This is a genomic window from Larkinella humicola, assembly GCF_008727875.1.
Lineage (GTDB): Bacteria > Bacteroidota > Bacteroidia > Cytophagales > Spirosomataceae > Larkinella > Larkinella humicola.
On sequence record NZ_VTWS01000010.1, the window covers coordinates 165,186 to 182,591 of the forward strand.

The 17,406-nt window shown below is 54.2% G+C and carries 10 protein-coding genes; 2 read left to right on the top strand and 8 right to left on the bottom strand.

What is annotated here, in order from left to right; translation table 11 throughout:
• Window positions 1-62 precede the first annotated feature (62 nt).
• Window positions 63-1,466, bottom strand: a complete 1,404-nt coding sequence (locus tag F0P93_RS28340) for a Gfo/Idh/MocA family protein (RefSeq protein WP_150881176.1) — start codon at window positions 1,464-1,466, stop codon at window positions 63-65.
• A gap of 310 nt (window positions 1,467-1,776) precedes the next feature.
• Between F0P93_RS28340 and F0P93_RS28345 the strand changes: the two genes are divergently transcribed.
• Entirely contained in the window at window positions 1,777-3,048 is a 1,272-nt protein-coding gene (locus F0P93_RS28345) for a Gfo/Idh/MocA family oxidoreductase (protein WP_150881177.1), read from the top strand.
• Between the two features lie 37 nt (window positions 3,049-3,085).
• Window positions 3,086-6,469, top strand: a complete 3,384-nt coding sequence (locus F0P93_RS28350) for a 3-keto-alpha-glucoside-1,2-lyase-like domain-containing protein (RefSeq protein ID WP_150881178.1) — start codon at window positions 3,086-3,088, stop codon at window positions 6,467-6,469.
• Window positions 6,470-6,581: 112 nt separating this feature from the next.
• On the opposite strand, the gene F0P93_RS28355 is transcribed toward F0P93_RS28350, so the two are convergent.
• From F0P93_RS28355 to F0P93_RS28385, 7 genes are all read right to left on the bottom strand, one after another.
• A complete protein-coding gene (locus tag F0P93_RS28355) occupies window positions 6,582-7,499 on the bottom strand; it encodes a hypothetical protein (RefSeq protein WP_150881179.1) in 918 nt (305 codons plus the stop codon).
• A 142-nt stretch (window positions 7,500-7,641) separates the two neighbouring features.
• Window positions 7,642-8,070 (bottom strand): response regulator, encoded by a 429-nt coding sequence (locus F0P93_RS28360; RefSeq protein ID WP_150881180.1) that lies wholly within the window; start codon window positions 8,068-8,070, stop codon window positions 7,642-7,644.
• A 50-nt stretch (window positions 8,071-8,120) separates the two neighbouring features.
• Window positions 8,121-8,597 carry a response regulator gene (locus tag F0P93_RS28365; protein ID WP_150881181.1) on the bottom strand — a complete coding sequence of 159 codons (477 nt, stop codon included), beginning with the start codon at window positions 8,595-8,597 and terminating at the stop codon, window positions 8,121-8,123.
• Between the two features lie 109 nt (window positions 8,598-8,706).
• Window positions 8,707-9,276, bottom strand: a complete 570-nt coding sequence (locus F0P93_RS28370) for a hypothetical protein (RefSeq protein ID WP_114409129.1) — start codon at window positions 9,274-9,276, stop codon at window positions 8,707-8,709.
• A gap of 311 nt (window positions 9,277-9,587) precedes the next feature.
• A complete protein-coding gene (locus F0P93_RS28375; protein WP_150881182.1) occupies window positions 9,588-12,074 on the bottom strand; it encodes a hypothetical protein in 2,487 nt (828 codons plus the stop codon).
• A 125-nt stretch (window positions 12,075-12,199) separates the two neighbouring features.
• Window positions 12,200-13,885: a RagB/SusD family nutrient uptake outer membrane protein gene (locus tag F0P93_RS28380; protein ID WP_150881183.1), complete on the bottom strand. Its 1,686-nt coding sequence runs from the start codon at window positions 13,883-13,885 to the stop codon at window positions 12,200-12,202.
• An 11-nt stretch (window positions 13,886-13,896) separates the two neighbouring features.
• The gene (locus F0P93_RS28385; protein WP_150881184.1) at window positions 13,897-17,298 is read right to left on the bottom strand and encodes a TonB-dependent receptor; all 3,402 of its coding nucleotides are present in this window, start codon (window positions 17,296-17,298) and stop codon (window positions 13,897-13,899) included.
• Window positions 17,299-17,406 lie beyond the last annotated feature (108 nt).

Below are 17,406 nucleotides of genomic sequence, written 5' to 3' on the forward strand. Positions count from 1 at the left end.
TGGCTGACGCGTTCCAAATCATGCGTCAGCCACCGAAAACCGTATACTGAAAACCGTAAAACCTATACAGCATTTAGAATTTTCATGGCATTCGGATCCCAGTTGACGATCTGCTTTTTGAACAGACTGATGTTGCCGCACTGCGTCGGCCCACACGCCCGAAGCCCGAAGGTTGCATCTTCGGCCACCGGTTTCTGGTTGCGAACCGAATCGAAGAAGTTGACAAAGTGTTCGTAACGGTCGCCTTTGTAATCTTTCGGCGTCTTATAGACCATTTCGCGCGGACCTTCCATTTCGGGACGCTCGGGATACATTTTTTTGTATTCCTTCAGGTACGCTTCCTGCTGGTCTTTCGGGAAATTGCTGATCGACAGACCGGGCGCTTTGGGCAGTTTGTGGTGCCGAACCGTCAGGCTATCCCAGCCAACCGACAGATCGCCTTCCGTACCGACCAGCCGAACCAGATAACCGCCACCGCCACCATCGACGAAATTGCTCCGCGTCGTCAGGTTAAATTCCGGATGCTCGGCGGTTTTCGGGTAATCAAAAATAGCGAGGTGAATATCGGGAACATCACGACCATCTTTCCAGAACCGCAGCCCACCGCTGGCATACACCCGGTTGGGGCCTTTGGAACCCGTGATGGTATGGAGCGTCGTCAGCAGGTGAACGTAGAGGTCACCGGCCACCCCCGTTCCGTAGTCCTGGTAATTTCTCCATCTGAAAAACCGCTTCGGGTCCCACTCACGCTTTTTAGCGGTTCCCAAATAGGTGTCCCAGTCGACGGTTTGGGGCGATGCATCCGGCGGAATGGAATATTGCCAGGCACCCATGGCACTATGGCGGTCATATTGGGCTTCAGCAAAAACCAGTTCGCCAATGTCACCGGCTTTCAGCAGTTCCTTGGCTTTGGCGATGATGATGGAACTGGCAAACTGGCTGCCCACCTGAAACACTTTACCGGTTTCTTTCTGAACCTTGATCAGCGTATGGCCATCTTCAACCTTCTGCACCATCGGCTTTTCACAATAGACGTGCTTGCCTTTGCGCATGGCGTCGGTCGAAATTTTTTCGTGCCAGTGGTCGGTGGTTCCGTTGATAATGACATCGACGTCCGACCGTTCGAGCACCTGGCGGTAGTCGCGGGTGGTGAACAAACCGTCGCCCCACAACTCTTTGGCCCGGCGCAGACGGCCGTCGTAGAGGTCACAGGCGGCAATGATTTCGGTTCCTTCGACCATCAGTGCGGTCTCCGTATCCCCAATGCCCATACCGCCCGTTCCGATCAGCCCGATGCGGACTTTATCGTTAGCGGCTGTGCTGCTGTGACTTTTCACTAAATTCAGGTACATTGGAGCCGCACCGGCTTGAGCCAGCGAAGCGGGAACGGCTGCGGCTGCGGTTCCGGCCAGTCCCAATGTTTTTAGAAAGGACCGACGAGAAGGAACCTGTTCAGGGTTTTCCATAAAGTTAAATTAGGCGTTTACAGGAAGCCGTAATTTACGACTTTTTATAATAAGTCCGGAAAAAGGCGTCGTGAAATAGGCGGATTGGGCGCGTAGTGGTCTTATTCAGGAGAAAAGTAGTAGTATTGTAAATCCACCCGAAAATGCAGATTTAGACCGTATTTTCACCCCTTCGTTATTCGTTATTCAGTGTTCGATATTCGTTTTTTAGTATTCGTTATTTGGTTCTAAAAAATACAAATAGTGAATAATGAATATTGAACACTGAATACCGAATAGCGAAGGGGACTGACTATAACAAACTGACGAGATGGCAGTAAAAAAAATCCCTTCAAGACGTACCTTTCTCAAAAACTCGCTGGGAACCCTGGCGGCATTTTCCATCGTTCCGCGCCATGTGCTGGGGAAAGGCTATCTGGCGCCCAGCGACCAGCTTTCCAAAGGCATTATCGGCGTTGGTGGCATGGGCCGGGGACACATTCCCTACGCCGGAACGCGCGTGGCGGCCATTTGCGACGTCGATACGCGGCACCTGGAACTGGCTAAAGGGATCATCAAAGACCCCGCGCTCAAAACCTTCGGGGATTTTCGGGAATTGATTCAACTGCCCGAAGTCGATATTGTCCACATTGCCACCCCGCCCCACTGGCACGGCATCATGGCGGCCGAAGCAGCCCGCGCCGGAAAAGACATCTGGTGCGAAAAACCGATGACCACCACCATTGGCGAAGGCAAACGGGTGATGGAAGCCGTGCAGCAACACGGCCGGATTTTTCGGCTCAACACCTGGTTTCGGTTTGAATCCAATTTCTACGGCATGGGAACGCCCGTCAAACCCATCAAGAAGCTGGTCGACAGCGGTTTGCTGGGCTGGCCCCTGAAAGTAACCGTGAGCAAACACACCGGTTTCGACTGGAAGTTTTACTGGGTCGGGAAAACCGACCTGGACCCCATGCCCGTGCCGCCCGAGCTGGATTACGAAACCTGGCTGGGGCCGGCGCCCTACAAACCGTATAACGAACACCGGGTTCACAACACCTTCCGGGGCTACTGGGATTACGATGGGGGCGGTTTGGGCGATATGGGACAACATTATCTAGACCCCATTCAGTATTTTCTGGGCAAAGACGACACCAGCCCGATTTCGGTCGAAATCGACGCACCCCAGCAACATCCCGACGCCGTTGGCACCTGGCGACGCATCGAGTATACCTACGCCGATGGCTGTAAAATCATTCTGGATGGTGAGGGCAAAGATGTCAACATGCCGTATATCGAAGGGCCGAAAGGGAAATTGTACCAAGGTTTCAAGTCCGACATTCCGGAGTTGCAAAAGAAACTGGCCGCTTTTCCCGAACCGTTGCCGCAGCAAACCGACTTTGTGGATGCCGTTCGGGGGCGCAAGCGGTTTGCGCTCAACGAAGCCAATGGTTACCGGTCCTGCACCCTCATCAACATGGGGAAGATCGCCCTGCAACTGGGCCGATCACTGAAATTTGATCCGGTCAATCAGGTATTTGTCAACGACGAGGGCGCCAATCGGCTGATTGACCAGCCCATGCGCGCACCCTGGATTCTGTAATAACTGCCGTTGGCCCTTTTAACCTCGTTATCCTGTCATGAAATTCCCTCAGATGGCCTTTGCGGGCCTGTTTTTACTCACTACAACCAGTTGGGCGCAACCCAAACCCGATCCGCGCCCCCTCGAAAACCGGGTCGCTGACGAGCTGGCGCAATTACCCGCTTTAGACAGTAAGCAGTTGATCGCCAGCATGGACGCGATGGCCGCTTTGGGGTCGCCCGGCCTTCAGGAAATGGTAACCCGGCTGGTGGCACCCGGCAAAGGCGACAACACAGCTCTGGAATACGCGCTGGGCGGTTATTCCTATTACGTTACCAAACCGGGCAAGGAAGCACAACGGGCGGTGGCGGTGCGGGCCTACGGGCAGTCGCTGGAAAAACTAACCGACCCGGAAAATAAGGCGTTTATCCTCAGTCAATTGCAGATTGTCGGAAAAGACGACGCCGTTGTGTTTCTGAAACCCTATCTGACCGACGAACGGCTTTGCGCCCCGGCGGTTCGGGCGCTGGTCAAGATCAACACACCCTCGGCTCAGAAAGCGGTGTTGCAAGCCCTGGCCGAATCGCAGGGAGCGATCCGCCTGTCTCTGGTGAAAGCCCTGGGCGACACGCGCTACCTGGCCGCAGCTCCGGCGCTGCTGCCGTTGGTGGAGCAGGGCGATCCGAAACTCAGCAAGGTGGCAATGTATGCCCTGGCTCGACTGGCGGCTCCGACTGCCGGACCGGTTTTGGCCAAAGCCGCCGAACAAAGCGGTTTTACGTACGATGCAACGGAAGCCACGGCCAGTTACCTCGATTATATCAAACAACTCTCGGCGTCGGGCAAAAAACTGCAGGCCGACGCCCTGGCCCGGAAACTACTGGAACAGTGCACGGATGCGAAACAGGTTCATACGCGCTCGGCCGCGCTGAAAATTCTGGTCGATAACAACCGGGAAAAAAGCCTGCCCCTACTCACCACGGCGGTGCAGGACCCATTGGGCGAATACCGGGTTGCGGCCCTGAAACTGGCGACGGGTTTGAAGAACAAACTGCTCAATCTGCAACTAGCCAAACTGATTGCCAAAACCACCGGCGACGTGCAGGCGGATTTGATTACCCAACTGGGACTAACCGGCGATGCGGCTCTGACACCGGTTTTGTTAGCGGGCCTCAAAAGTGACGATCAGGCGGTTCGGTTGGCGACTATTTCGGCTCTGGCCCGCACAGGTCAGCAAAAGGCGTTGCCGGATTTGCTGGCGTTGCTGAAGCGGGGTACGTCGCAGGAGATTAGCGCGATCCGGGATGCGGTGTTGACCCTGAAAGGCCCGGACGTTGTGGCCCAGATCACCCACGCGCTGCCGAGCATGCCCGCCGAAGCCCGGGCGGCTTTGCTGTCGGTGCTCGGTGCCCGCGCTGCCGGATCGAGCGTGCAACAGGTACTGGCTCAGGCGCAGGACAGCGACACCACCATCAGTCAGGCGGCTGCGGCTGCGTTACCGTTTCTGGTCGGATCGGAGCAACTTCCGCAACTGGTGACTTTATTAACCAACGCAACACAACCCAAGGCCATTCGCTCGTTGCAACAGGCGCTGGCAGCCGCGACGGTTTCGGTGGGCGACTCGCTCCAGCGGACGGACTTGTTACTCAGCACAATGCAACAAGCATCAACGGCAGCCCAACCGCGTTTTCTGGGGGCTTTTGCCGGCATCGGCGGGCCGAAAGCGTTACAAATTGTGCAGGAATCGTTCGGGAAAGGTGAAGGCATTGCCCAGCCTGCTGCCGTAGCGGCTCTGTCGGAGTGGTCGACGCCCGAAGCGGCTCCGGCTTTGCTGGCGATTGCGCGGCAGACCAGTGTGGTGTCCGAATCGGCTTTGAGCGATTATCTCAAACTGATCGATCGGTCGACTTTTCCGGCCGACCAGCGGCTGCTGCTGCTCCGGGATGCGATGGAAGTAGCCCGAACTCCGCAGCAAAAAAACGAAATCCTGAAATCGGTCAGCCGGTGCCGGACGTTTTTGGCGCTGGTTTTTACCGGAAACTATCTGGACGATCCGGCGGTTCAACAACAGGCGGCCGCGACGGTTTTAACAGTGGCCTCATCCAGCCGGGATTTTACGGGGGATGTGGTGCGGAAGTTGCTGGAAAAAGCCAGCCAGGTCATCACCGGTCCCGACAGCGACGCCCAGCGACAGGCCATCCAGCGACGCTTGCAAACCCTGCCAGCTGGCGACGGTTTTGTGGCGATCTTCAACGGAAAAGATCTTTCGGGCTGGAAAGGGCTGGTAGAAAACCCGGTCAAACGAAGCAAAATGAGCGCCGATTCGCTGGCGTTGAAACAGCAGAATGCCGATGAACTCATGCGGGCAGGCTGGTCGGTGAAAGACGGGTTGCTGGTTTTCAACGGACATGGAAACAACATCTGCACGACAAAACCGTACCAGGATTTCGAGATGCTGGTCGATTGGAAAATTACCAAAGAAGGCGACGCCGGTATTTACCTGCGAGGCACCCCGCAGGTGCAGATCTGGGACCCGGCGCGGACGAATGTGGGCGCACAGGTTGGCTCGGGCGGATTGTATAACAACCAGAAGTTTGCCAGCAAACCGCTGAAACGGGCCGATAACCCGGTGGGCGAGTGGAACACGTTCCGGATCATCATGAAAGGCGAACGCGTGACGGTTTATCTGAATGGCGAACTGGTAACGGACAATACGGTGCTGGAAAATTACTGGGATCGCAGCCAGCCTATTTTTCCGTCGGAACAGATTGAACTCCAGGCGCATGGTACTTACGTGGCCTACCGGAATATCTACATCAAAGAATTACCCCAACCCAAACCGTATCAAGTGACCGAAGCCGAAAAACAGGACGGTTTTCAGGCGTTGTTCAACGGCAGTGATTTCAGCCAGTGGACCGGCAATACGAAGGATTATGTGGCCGAAGATGGCGATATCGTCTGGTACAACAACGGGGGGAAAGGTAATCTGTACACGAAAAAAGAATACGCGGATTTTGTATTCCGGTTCGAGTTTCAGCTAACTCCCGGAGCGAACAATGGCTTGGGCATCCGCGCTCCGCTGGAAGGTGATGCCGCTTATGTGGGTATGGAACTCCAGATTCTGGATAATGACGCAGATATTTACAAAAAGCTGGAGGTATATCAGTACCACGGCTCGGTCTACGGCGTGATTCCGGCGAAACGCGGGGCGCTCAAACCGCTGGGTGAGTGGAACGAACAGGAAGTAACTGTAAAAGGCACTCAGGTAAAAGTGGTATTAAACGGGGTTCAGATTTTGAACGGTGATATTGCCGAAGCCAGCAAAAACGGGACTCTCGACCATAAAGAACATCCCGGTTTGCAACGCACCAAAGGCCACATCGGTTTTCTGGGCCACGGTTCCGTGCTGCGGTTTCGGAACATTCGGGTGAAGGAACTGTGAAATGAAACTTCAAATTATAAATGTAAAATGCTAAATGTTGAATGTAAAAGTGTTCCCCACGCGGGTACTTTTACATTCAACATTTAGCATTTATTATTTTACATTCTTTTTATTATACCACATCTTCCCGTGCCGCAGCCGGATCGTTGTATTTTCGATCCAGTTGATCGGTCGACTTCAGCTCCGATGCAGCCTGAGCGGATGATTCCTGCATTGGCTGTTTTTTGATCGCGCTTTCGTCTAGCGTTTCCTTCGGCTGATCCAGCATCTGGGCGGTTTCTTCCGGGCGTTCGGCGGATTGATACGGTTCCTTGTCTTTTTCGTTGACGTCGTAGGGATGTTCCGAGGAGCCCGTATCCGGGTTTTCGGTCATGCCTTCGTCGGTTTTGGGCTTGATGTAATTGGCCGGGCCGGGGCCCTGGTTGGCGTCGGAGTCGACCAGATCCGGGGCTTTTTCTTTTTCTCCGGGGTGCTGGCTTTGCGTCGGCACATCCGCGCCAGGCATGGTATCCGCCAGTCCGCTGGTGGGCGTATCTTTTGTGTTGCCTTCGTTGGAAATCTGGCCATCGGCGTTCCCGGAGTTGTTCACTTCGTGCGACCGCCCGGGTTCACTGGGTTCCGTAATTTCGGGTTTGTCCGGTTTCGGGGTCGACGGAAAATCCGGGATTTCGGGGCCGGGAGTGTGTGGCGTCGGCGGATTGGGTGAATCAGGCGACGACGGAATCGGATTGTTCGGGTTGGGAGTCGACGGGAGTTCCGGAATCATATCCGCCTGAGGATGATCCGATTTGATATCGACTACATCATACGTCCGTTGGTTGGGCGAGTTCAGACCGCGCTCCACATCGTCGGTATACCGATCGCTGAGGTCGTCGGTTACTTCTGTTTCGAGATGGGCCGTCGGCACTAATTTCCCATTGACTAATTTGACCATATGTGTATCGGCCTGATCCTGACCGTATTTTGTATCAGCATTTTCGTTGGATACGAGGTCCGCCTGTTGCGAATCATGAAACACATTCGATTCCATACCGTTTGTTACGAGTTAGTGAATAGAAATTCTTCCAAAACTGCGGTTACCAAAAACCGTAGTAATGTCTTTATAACTTCCGGTATAGCAAAAGGTTTTTGATTAAATCAGATAAAAAAATCCCGGAAGGATTCTACTGGCTTTACCGATAAAAGCGGCTGGAAGGGGTGGAGGCTACGCGCAACCAGAAGTTGCAGAGGTCTTCGACCACAGATTTGTAGTCATTGAACGAATCCGGTTTTTTGACGTACGAATTGGCTCCCAGTTCATACGCCCGGTCGATGTCGGGCTGGGCATTCGACGTACTGAAAATCAGCACCGGCATCAGGTTGTAGCGGGGATCGGCGCGCAGTTTTCCCAGCACCTCAAAACCGCTCATCAAGGGCATGTTGAGGTCGAGCAGCAAAAAAGAAGGTAAAGTCTTTACGGTTTCCAGCCGTGACAACAAATCCATTCCACTGGTTGCAATCAATACTTTCTCCTCGTTCAAACACACTTTGAAGGCTTCCTGTATCAAAAATAGATCATCATCGTCGTCGTCTACGACGGCTATAATCTGTTTGTTTTTCATATGCTATTGACCAACCAACCGCCAGCTATTGGCAGACCCGGTCGGGACCATCAGGCCCAACGCCTGCGGTTGTGCTGATTCGAATTTTGGGTTGATGATAAACTGTCTTCTGCCTTGATAGTGGGCAGGGCAACGCGTTTTTTCCAGTAGGAGCAAAAATGCGCCATCGATGCTTGCCAGTTTTCCGGCCTGGGCATGTAACAGGTTGCGCCCCACCGGTAGGCCAGCCTGACCTGCTCCGGATCATTGCCGCTCCCGTAAACAATTACCGGAATCCGCCGAAGCACCGGATGCTGTTTCAACAGTTCCAGTATTTTCGCCGGTTTGCCGGTGTCCCGGTCCAGCATAATCAGGGTCGGAACAAACAGCGCATCCGCCAAACCCTTCTGAAAATAGGCATTCAGGGTAACGTCTTCCTGGGCCGACAGATACCGGTGTGGAACGCCATAGCTCCGAAAAGCGTCAGCCAGCGCCTGGCGGTCAGGGGTGTCGGAGCCGATGAGTAAGATCGATAAGGGGCCGGTCATGGTTTCAAAAAATGAAATGTAATTCAGGCCATTAATCAAAAATAAAACGAGCCAATGGAAAAAAAGTTAGCCTAAACCGCCTAAAATACAATACTTAAAGCATTAATGACTAGCCTAATCTTCTAATAATTAAACTATTAACGAGGTCGAAGAAGGCGGCTGGCTTCAAGGTACGCCAGTTGTCGATCTCATCCAGTGTACCGCCAAAATTCATGTAGTAATCGAGCCGAAAGCGTTTCCATTCGCTCTCGACAAAGTCCCGGAAATTGACGGCGGCAATCCAGCCGTCCTCCACATCTTCAAACCACTCTTCGTAGTAGCTGTCGTCGGAACCGTGGAAATTCAGGATGTTTTCGCCCACCAGAATGAATTTGTTGATCTGTTCATTCACCAGCGGATCGATCACCTGCCGTTTCAGGTACATGATGTCGTTGTGCAGTGTGTCGTTCCACTCGCCGAAGAGTTCGATCACCACAAACCGGCGGTCATAATCGGCAAAGAGAATTTTGCAGTACAGCGTCTCCGACCCGATTTCGTCCCAGAGGGGGTGAATGTAATACCCATAAATCGTATTGGTGTATTGGGTCATGTTGTAGACGCGGCCAAAAAACGGCGAATTCGGATCTTCCGACGCGTTATACCACTTCTCCCAATTGTAAAAAGGCTCAATCTCGTGCATAGAAAACCGGCGGATTACGGGAAGACCGGCTATAACAAAGATAACAAAAGTATTTCGCACGAAGGGTCAGAAAAACGAACCGTCTGCCAACGAAAAAGTCCAGTAGCTGAGCCTCTGGACTTTCTGTCGGAAACGTGTATGGCTGATGAAGCGCGCTACCTCCATAGTACTCTTCATCGCGTGTCCAATACCTACGAACGACCCCGCTGTTTAGATTGCGGAGATTTGAAAAAAGTTAAAAAAAATTATTCTGTGTGAAATTATTTTTGTTAACCAATTGATAGTTAGGGTAATAGATCGAAAAACTTTTTTTACTTGTACTGAAAAAAAGCCGTAGCCTCGCAATCTTTGTTGCTTTTGAACCGAATCCAGCGGGCCTGAAAACCTTTCGGAAAGGTGTGGCTGAACGTCTGACCGGGTTTAACCGTCACTTCCTGGTACGTCATCCAGGGGCCATTGCCCACCGGATCGACTTCAATGGTGAACGTAACGGGGGACGTTGCTTTGTGGGAAAGTTGCAGACTACGCTGGTCGTAAAAACCGATGAGGTACGGGTCGGAGGAGTCATTGGCTTTCACGGTGGCGTTTTTCCACGGACCGCCATGGCCGGTCGGTTTTCCCAGTTTCCAGAGATCATCGATGGCACCGGCCCAGACGGCGGCTTTTTTGTCATCCGAAACCACAATGTGGTCGTTCTGTGTGGCCAAATTAGGATCTAAACCGGTCATAATCAGCAGTCCCCGGTACGATGCGTAATCGTTGATGCGGAGGTTGTGCGACGAAACCGGGCGGATTTTAGCGTACCCGTCGGCATTTTCGGCGGGCAGTTCGTAGAAGGTACCATGCGCATTGAACAAATCACGCTCCGTGGCCACTTCCCGGCAAATCCGCAGAGCCCCCTGGTTGGTCAGGTTGGTATAGGCGTCGTTTCCGAGCGGTAGCCGCCAGCGTCGGCCCTTGCCATCGACCACCAATACTGACGATTCTTCGACGGTCACGGCCTGTTGCGGAATGGCAAACTTGCTTTGGATAAACGCCATGGCTTTCTTATCTTCCTTGCGAACCAGTTTCATGTCGCCGTCCAGTTCGTAGTAGCCCACTTCGGTGGCTTTTCCGCCCGTGTAGTCCAGCGCGGCCATGCCCAGCGCGCGCCGGTTATCGCCCAAACCGTAGATCAACCCACCGGAGGTGTTGGCGGCTATTACGCTGCTTAAACCGGCAAAAATGGAATTTTGACTGGTCGAACGGGTGTCGTTTGCCGAATAGAAAAAGTGCGCCGATGCGTTGGTTCCCTGACTCGGTTTGATCCGAATCCATTCGCCGGGATCGTTGGCTGTAAACTCCAGATTGACGGCTTTTTTAGCACCAACCGCTACGGTTTTCAGGGTCGTCCAGGAACCGTTGCCGGTTTTGTCCACCTCAAAAACAAAGCTCACGTTAGCGTCGCCGTGGTTCTGAATCCAGGCCGAGCGGTTGGGCCAGCCCGCAAACAGAAACGGCTCCGAGGTCTCTCCGGTTTTGACGGCTTCATTGAGCCAGACGGCCCCTTCGGCGGTGTTCGGGCCGAGTTGATCGGGCAGACTGGTGGACGTAAACCACAGGTTGGAATTCGACTGGCCGGGACCTTCGATGTCGCCTTTTGCCTTTCGTTTGTTCAAAAACTCTTTTTGCGCCGAATCGTCGCAGCCAAAAACCAGTTGGTCGTTCCAGCGGGTGTAGTCGCCAATCACTTTCAGATAGGCCGACCGGGGCCGGATGCCAGCGGTGCTTCTGGAGGTGAAATTGCCGGGAAACCGCCAGAACAGGCCGTGCATCGTCATGAGATAATCCGGTTGCTGGGCGGTTCCGACGTCCCGGATGCGGGGCCATTCGGTGTTCCAGCCGTGGGCACCGTCGTAGCTGTGGCTCGCTTTCGGCAGTCGGAAAAAGCTCCATTTACCGGCATCACGAACGCCCATCAAAACCGATTTATGATCCCAGCCCGTGGCCCAGATTGGATCGGTGGCCGGGTTTTTGTTGCCGTAAATACCGCCCGGGCCTGTTACTTCCACAAACTGATTCCGGCGCACTACTTTCCAGTCTTTACCATCCCACTCCGACAGTGAACCGGCTTCAATGTCGAATTGCTTGAGTGCCTGGGGGCCGGGTTCGCCGTTGTTGGAATACACCAGAACGCCCTGACCGGAATATAGCCCCTTGCCGTGCGCACCGGGGAGCAGTGCCCCCGCGTGGTTGTTCGATTCGTCGGCTCCCTTTTTGGTTTTGACGTTGCCGTCTTCGTAGAGCAGGGTGGGGGTCAGGGTTTTGACATCGACTTCATAAAACCCTTCTTCCATCGTGCCGTAATAGATTTTGCCTTTCGGATCGGTCAGGTGCCGGGCGTTGCCGGTATGGCGTCCCGGCATGGCGGTGTATGGAATGACCCGCAATTTTCCCTGTGCATCGATGGCGTAGGGACCGATGAAAAGCTGGTTGCTTTCCGGGTGGATCATCCGGTTGGCCGGGGTGCCGCCTGTACTTTCGGCGTGGATAATTTGCTTCAGATCCGGCGTTATTTCGTAGAGTTTATCCGACGAGCCAAAGGGCAAATGCGGGCCGTAAGTCACGGCCCAGAGCTTGCCGGCCCAGGGCACCACTGCGCCCGTGCCACACTCGCCTTCGTTGTTGTACATGGCCAGATGCGGGTAAATACCGCTATAGGATTTCCCGGTTTTGGATTGGGCGTTTGCCGGACTAAAATTGACCGTTCCGGCGATTAACGTGCCGATGAGGTATGCGGAAAGAATGTTTTTTTTCATCCTTGAAGGAATAGATTGTTGTAATCGTTAAGCTGTTTATAGGAACACGGATCAGACGGATTGAACGGATCAAAACGGATTTTAATCGGTGTAAATCCGTTCAATCCGTCTGATCCGTGTTCCTATCAATAACCGGGATTTTGAACCAGGCCACTGGTCAGGACTTCTTTCGATGGAATGGGCCAGAGGTATTGCCGGGTGGCGTCGAACTTCCGGATGGTCAGTTGTTTGATCAGTCCGGCGCTGAACATAGGCGAGAAATCCGCCACGCCGTCGTCGTCGATCTGCGGTACCTGCGGGAAAAACCACAGACCCGGTTTGACCACTTTCGTCCGCAGATCAGCCGGGTCGAGCAGGCCGTAATTGAGCTTGTTCAGCACTTTTTCGGCGAGTTTCCAGCGAATCAAATCCATGTAGCGGATGCCTTCCAGGGCAAATTCCATGCGCCGTTCCGTCCGCAGGATTTTGCGTAAGGCCGCCTGTGTACCGGTTTTTACCGCCGGATACGTCGTTGCCGTTGCACTGACGCCATAGGCCCGCGCCCGAACCGCATTGATGGCGTCCGGCACAGACTGGTCAATTTCGTTCAGTTCAATTTTGGCTTCAGCATACATCAGCAACACGTCGGCGTAGCGGATGAGGATTTTGTCGGGCTCGGCGGTCCAGGAGTTCAGCAGCCAGTCGGCATCGATGCCTTTTTTCCAGATCAGCCCATTGAACGACGCAAACTGCGCAATCGACCGGGTGTCGTTGTTGTTGACCAAGGTATTGTTGCTGGTTCTCAGAACCTTGACCGAATCCGGGTGCGGTTGAAAAATAAAACCGAGGTGAGGTGTCTGGAATTCAACAATGGTGGCCGTGCAGCGCGGATCGCGGTTCAGGAACGGTTTCCGCGGATCGAACAGCGGGGATTCGTCGATGGGCAAACCGTCTTTGCAGAGGAACGCACAGAACAGATCCCACGAAGGATCTTTGGCCGCATAACCGCCCGCGTTCCGGGGAACGTAATCCTGGAGTCCGCCCAGGGTCACTTTCAGCGCCACCGAGCGGGGCAGGCCGAAAATGGTTTCCGGCGAATTCTTGGTTTTCGATAAAAACAGATTGTCAAAACTGTCGTGAAGCCGGTACACCTTCAGATCCATGCAGGCTTTGGCGGCATCACGTGCGGTTTTCCAGTCGCTCATCTGCAACGCAATCCGGGCTTTCATGGCGTAGGCACCGCCGGCCGTCGCCCGTTTGAGTTCCGAGGTGCTGTAGGTGGTTTTCAGGTTGGCGGCCGCAAAATCGAAGTCGGCGTAGATTTTTTGCAAAACCGTCTCCTTGGGCGTCTGTTTCAGGGCCAGCGCTTCGTCGATGGTGAGCGTACTTTCCGTATAGACGATATTGCCATAATGCGAAAGCAGCCGCGAATACTGACACGCCCGAATAAACCGGGCTTCGGCGGCATAGCGGTCGATTTGTTCCTTCGACAAAACGGCGGCCGCCCGGTCCACGCTCTGAATCACGAGGTTGGCCCTGGCAATGGCCTTGTAGGTATTGGTCCACCAGGTGCCGACAAAGTCGGTTTCGCCGTTGAGGGTGGCGCCGGTAATGGCCGTGGTGGCATCCCGGTACGTCCAGTCGTCGGTCCACTCGTCGGAGTCCTGCATCCAGAACGCATCTTTGTACAAACCGTTTAACGACATCTCGATTTCCTCGGCGTTGGCATTCCAGGTTTCACCGGAGCCGTCGGACAACGGATTCAGGTCCAGGCTATCACAGGCGGTTATGAAAAACAGCCCGAAAAGGAAAATCAATACATTTAGTTTCATGGCGGATCGGGTTAGAATTTGACAGAAGCTCCAAAGACAAAGGACGTGGTGATGGGATAGCCCAGCGACGTCATTTCGGGGTCCCAGCCTTTGGGAAACTTGCTGATGGACAGCAGGTCGGTCACGGAACTGTAAACACGAATGCTCTGCATTTTCAGTTTCTGGGTGAATCCTTTCGGAATGTTGTAGCCCAGGCTGATGTTTTTGAGCCGGAAATAACCGCCGTTGATCAGCCAATAGTCGGAGAGGGCGTAGTTGTTGCCCGCCGAGGTGTTCGAATACCGGGGGTATTGCGCCTGCAAATTCTGGTCAGCGGTGTTATAAGTGCTCCAGGCGTTGCCGTCCAGAATGGCGGGAAAGGTGCCGAAATTTTCGCGCAGGGGCTGAACAATGTCCGCGCCCAGCCGGGAATTTTGTTTGGCCACGCCCTGAAGCACCAGCCCGAAATCCCAGTTTTTGTAGCCCACATTGAAGTTGGCCCCGTAGGTGAGCCGGGGCAGCGAGCCGCCCAACAGCACGCGGTCATACTCGGGTGAAATCCGACCGTCCGGTACGCCGTTGGGGCCGCTGATGTCGCGGTAACGCACATCGCCCGGTTTGACGTTGGCGTTCAGTTTGGGCGAGTTGGCCACCTCGTCGGCGGTTTGAAAAAGGCCGTCGGAGACATACCCATACCATTCCTTGAACTGGCTGCCTTGCCGGATAATCTGGTCGCCGGTGAAGACGGTTCCGCCCAGATCGCCCATAACGGACTTAAAATCAGAGAGGTTGACCGACGCACTGTAGGTCAGATCACCGGCGCGGTCGTTCCAGCTTGCCTGCATGTCCCAGCCCGTTGTGTGCATTTTTCCGGTATTCTGATACGGGTTATCAAAGCCGACGTAATCGGGGATTTCCAGTTCCAGCAGCATATCCCGGGTGGTTTTTTTGAAATAATCCGCCGTAACCCGCAGCCGGTCGCGGAAGAAATTGACGTCCAGACCGAGGTTGTAGGACGAGGTCGTTTCCCAGGTAATATCCCGAATCGCATACTGAAACTGGGCTGCCGACTGTGCCGAAACCACCGTGTTGCCCTGATAGAACAGGGAGGAGTTTTCAAAATTCAGAATGGCCTGGTACGGATAGAAGTTACTGCCGATCCGTTCGTTCCCCAGCGTACCCCAAGAGGCCCGGAATTTCAGAAACGACAGCCAGGAGGCACTGGTTTTTAGAAACGGTTCTTCCGAAATTACCCAACCCGCCGAAACCGAAGGGAAAGAACCCCAGCGATAGGCCGAAGCAAACCGCGAGGAGGCATCGTAGCGGATGTTGGCCTGGAGCAGATACTTGTCCTTGTAGCCGTACATCACCCGCCCGAACCACGAGCGATACGCATTTTCACTGGCACTGCCGCTGTTGTCGCGGAAGTCGAGCGGGCCGAGGTTCAAGTAGGGATAGGAATTCAGAATATATTGTCCGCGCGACGCACCCAGGGACTCGTTGAACGCGTAGAAATATTCGTAACCGCCCAGTAGATTCAGGTTGTGATCACCGAACTGGCGGGTGTAGTTGGCCAGTGCCTGGGTGGTGTAGCGGTAACTGTCGTTGCGGCTTTCGTCCAGCCGGGTTTGCGATTGCCCTTCAATGTACCCGGCGATGGTGTTCGGGCTGTTCCAGAGCGTATACGGAACCTTCTTTGTAAAGACCTTGACCTTGTCGAAATTGAAGAAGGGCGACAGCACACCGGTGATTTTCAGTCCTTTAATCGGGGTAAAATCCAGGCTGATCTTGCCGCCGACCTGATTATACCAGGCGTTGTTGAAACCGCCGTTTTTCAGCCGGGCGTAAATGTTGGCGCCGTCTTTCCCGGAACCGATGCGCCCATCCGAAAACGTCGCGGCATACACCGGGGGCATGATGCCCATTTTGTAAAACGGGTAAGAGCCGCTTCGGTCGTCGGTGATGGGCTGGGGTGAAAACGCCCGCCGGAAGTTGAAATCAACGCTGGCTGAGAGGTATTTCGTGATGGTGAGGTCGTTGTTGACCCGGGCCGTAATCCGCTCGTAACTCCGGCCGTCATACAACGCATCGGTTTTGTCGTAGCCCAGCGAAACCCGCGACCGCAGTGATTTGCCGGAACCGGAAATGCTGAGCAAATGGGTGCGCCGGGGCGCATACTCGTTCAGCATCAGACTGCGCCAGTCGGTATTGGGATATTGGTCGGGGTCCTGCGCGTGCAGGTTGTCGTAGTTATCGATCAGGTCTTTGGGGTAGGTTGGGTAGGCATTGGCGTTGTTGCCATTGTCGTTCCACCGAAGCTCGTTGGTGAGCTGCATATACCGTTTGGCATTCACGTAGTCCGGCAGTCGCGTTGCTTTTTCAAAACCGTATTCTGCCGTGTAATCGAGGCTGAGCTGACCGGTTTTGGCTCGTTTGGTGGTGATCAGAATGACCCCTGCAGCCGCCCGGGAACCGTAGATCGAAGCCGACGCGGCATCTTTCAGAACCGAAATATTATCGACATCGTTGGGGTTGATCGAATTGATATCATCGATCGGAACGCCGTCGAGGATGTAAAGTGGGTTGGCCCCTGCGTCATTGATCGTCGTGATGCCCCGAACCCGGATGGTGGCGGTGGCACCGGGGGCGCTGTTGTTGCGCGTCACGGTGACACCCGGTACGGCCCCCTGCAACGCCTGGGAAATCTGGGTGGTTTTGCGGGTGGTGATCGCATCGCCCTGAATCGACGCAACAGCCCCGGTCAGGTCTTTTTTCTGCATGGTTCCGTAGCCCACCACGACGACTTCTTCCAGCGTTTTCAGGTCCGGAACCAGTTGGATCGCGAAAGTCGACTGGTTGCCAACGACAACTTCCTGATTCTCATATCCCACGAAAGAGAACACCAGCGTAGCCCCTCCGTCCGGTATCGACAGCCGAAATTTGCCATCCATGTCGGTCGAGGTGCCGCGTGTCGTGTTTTTGATCACCACACTAACGCCCGGCAACCCTTCGTCATTTTCGGCAGTGACGGTTCCGGTAATCGTCCGGTCGACCGCTTCCGGAACACCGTCAGTATTCAGGTAGGCATTCGATTCGGAAGCCGGTAAAGCCGTTGGCGGAAGCTGAATGACGATCTGGCCACTGATGACCTGATAGGTCAGGCCCAGCGGTTTCAGGAGCGATTCGAGCACGGCGGCCAGTTTCTGATTCTGGGCATTCAGCGACACTTTCCGGGCCGCCGGAATGGTGTTGGGGCTATACACGAAATCGACCTTAGCAAGCCGTTCCAGCCGGGTAAGAATGTTCTTCAGGGCCACCTCATCCGCCTTGATCGAGATCGGGCGCTGAAGCATATCCTGCGCCTTGCTGTCGTAGGCCAGAGTCGATCCGGCCAGCAGCAGGCTGAGGAAAATAGGGAATAACGAGATTTTCATGACGGTTAGAAGGGTCAAACCGAGCATTCGACAAAATTTCATACTTTTGTATGTTTTGTTGGGAGAAAATGAATGAATTCGACAAAACAAATCCCTGTTCATCCTGGC